At 39.7% G+C, this 2,746-nt stretch carries 3 protein-coding genes; all 3 read right to left on the reverse strand.

Translation table 11 applies throughout. The annotated features are described in order from the left end of the window. Nucleotides 1–10 precede the first annotated feature (10 nt). On the reverse strand, nucleotides 11–679 hold the full coding sequence (locus K8S13_RS07000) for a VacJ family lipoprotein (protein WP_291461511.1): 669 nt from the start codon (nucleotides 677–679) through the stop codon (nucleotides 11–13). Between the two features lie 111 nt (nucleotides 680–790). Further along, the gene (locus K8S13_RS07005) at nucleotides 791–2,077 is read right to left on the reverse strand and encodes a hypothetical protein (RefSeq protein WP_291461513.1); all 1,287 of its coding nucleotides are present in this window, start codon (nucleotides 2,075–2,077) and stop codon (nucleotides 791–793) included. Nucleotides 2,078–2,192: 115 nt separating this feature from the next. Next, nucleotides 2,193–2,746 (reverse strand): efflux RND transporter permease subunit (locus tag K8S13_RS07010; protein ID WP_291461514.1); only part of this gene is annotated, 554 nt, incomplete at its 5' end.

Below are 2,746 nucleotides of genomic sequence, written 5' to 3' on the forward strand. Positions count from 1 at the left end.
AAAATATTATTTAATTCTCAATTTTAAGGATTCTTGATTTATCATAAAGCAGTCGAATCATATCATATTCAAAGGGAGATCCTGTCATATAGTATCTGAAATTGATCTGGTTGCGAGTGTCGATGGCTTCCAGCATGGTGTAAGGTATTTCGTATTCATGGTTCACATCAAAATTAAACGGATCAACAGCGACGAAAGCGGCGGTTTCCAAAACAATTCCAAAAAAATCTCTAAGGTTGGAAGGCCCAAAAATCGGAACAACCCAGTACGGCCCCTGGCCAACACCATAAAACCCCAGTGTTTGTCCAAAATCTTCATCCTGGACCGGAATACCCATAGACGTCGCAACATCGACTAAACCGAGGATGCCCACAGTTGAATTGATAATAAACCGTCCAGCTGTCTGGCAGGATTTTTCAACTTTTAATTGGAGAATGGAATTGGCAAGTGTAAATATCTCATCAATATTATTAAAAAAATTGGATACCCCTGTCTCGGCAAAATCCGGCAGGATGAACTTATATGTTTTCAAGACCGGCAGAAAAATATAATTGTCAAACTGGGCATTAAATTTATACATACCGCGATTAAATGCCTCCCACGGGTCGTAAATCTGCTTTATCTCATATTTGACATCTTTTTTAACATAGTCTTCAACCGGTCGTTTTGCTGAATTCATCTCTGGTTTTACCTGAACTAAGCTGCACCCAGTGGTGAATGCACTAAGAATAAAAGCAATGAATAGGGAAAGTATCATGTGTTTTTTAATTCTGCCCACCGTTGTTGTCCTTTAATTTTTAAAAAAATTAATCATATATGCGACATTGCTTTTGTGCTCCATGTTGCCGCAGTGCCCGCCATTGGGATAAATTATAGCTCTGGGGCCAAACACCTGACGGAAAAATTCAATTTCCCCCGGTGCCAGAATCAGGTCGTCTTCATTGGTAACAAGTCCAATTTTTGTTGCTTTTGTCAGATAGTCTTCAATACTTTTCAGGCTTGTCTTATGAATGATGTCCTGTTTTGTCAGACTGGTATCAAATGCCTTAAAATAGGGGAAGAAAAATTCATGAAAATAATCGGTAAAGCTAGTCTGAAATGTTACAATGCCATAGTCTGTCAGTGACGAGCAAACAGACAGTTCAAGACTGGCCGGCACAATATACCCGTTTTTTGCCATGACATCGGATGTAAAAATCATATTACCCGAGGATAGCCTGAAAGCGATACCAATAATGGCTGCCAGAATGGTTTCCTTTGGCAGATTTTTCTTATACATCTCATATAAAAAATCAGGGTCGGAGAAATCCACCCGGTTTTCTTCTTTATAGTAGTTGGAGAATTTTTCAAACACTTTATTTAAAAAATCATCAAAATGGGCCATACCGCCGGGGATATTTTCTTTGAGCATTTCATCCAATATACCAACGGAATTAAAAAGATTCACCGGCGGATTGATCATCAGAACTTTTTTAAAATTAAAGATTTTTTTTTCTTCGTCCAGTTTTGAAACAAATGCGGACTGGGCAGCTCCCAGGCTGTAACCGGTCAGATAAAATTCAGATACATTGATCTTATCCTTTATCTGGTCCCAGGCAAGCGCCATTACCCGGTATAAATCCCGGGCATCCTGTTCAATATGCCCCGGCACCATTGATTCGGATGCTGTTACAATAAAATTGGGGTGTGTGGGGGATGACAGGGAAAGTACATGGAAGCCAGCATTAAAAAAAGCCTTTTGCATGGCAATCATTTTTAAGGAATCGTAGCCAGCCCCTGTACCGGCTATATTGATGATCAGAGGCGCTTTTTTTTTATGAAAGGCAATGGAGTATTTCATTTTATTATGATACCAGAGGACATCAGGCACCTGGCGGTTTTTAAAAACCGTTAATGTCCGTTCTTCGGTCCTGGCCGTATCCGGGATATCGGCTCGGTATATTTCAGGTGTACCGATCATGGTTGCTTCATAGGAATTTACAAATGGATAATCATATAAATCCACCGGTGTGTTTGCCCGGGAAATGGGAACAATGATCAGTCCACAAAGGATACATGCAATTGCTATTTTTTTCATTTAATTCACCAATTTTTATATTGTTCGAGCATACTATATAAATGACGCACTATTGCCTTTGCAATATTGATATTCATATTACAAAACATACAGCGAACTTGGAGTTTTGATATTTTTAAATACCCTTGTATGACACTCTGAAAAGCAGTCCATACATCACCGGTACAAATAAAAGGGTGATTACAGTAGCAAACAACAGACCAAACAGTATCCCCACTGCAAGAGGTTCAAACATTATCCCACCCCCAAGCCATAAGGGGACAAGCCCGCACATAGTGGTGGCTGTGGTCAGAATAATGGGTCTGAAACGCTCCCTGGTTGCAAAAAGGATAGCATCTTGTTTTGAGCGATTCATTTCATCCTGCTCAATCTGGATCCTGTCCAGAAGGACAATGGCATTATTGATAATTATTCCAGCAAGGGAAATTAACCCCAAAAAAGCAAAAAAACCAAAATAGGACTTTGTTACCAGAAGGCCGAACACAACACCAATCAGTCCTAAAGGGATTGTTAAAAGAACAATAACAGGTTTTTTCAGGGAATTAAATTGCCCAATAAGAAGAAGGGTAATAATAAAAAATGCCAGGGGAAGGTTTTCAATTACTGATCCCATTCCCTGTTCAGAATTTTCAGCCTCACCGCCAAGTTCATAATCATAACCAGGGCCCC

The organism is Desulfobacula sp., from assembly GCF_021107415.1.

Bases quoted from the DNA above. Each gene is read 5' to 3' on its own strand.
- K8S13_RS07005 (WP_291461513.1), bottom strand. From the start codon at position 2,077: ATGAAAAAAATAGCAATTGCATGTATCCTTTGTGGACTGATCATTGTT.
- K8S13_RS07000 (WP_291461511.1), bottom strand. From the start codon at position 679: ATGAATTCAGCAAAACGACCGGTTGAAGACTATGTTAAAAAAGATGTC.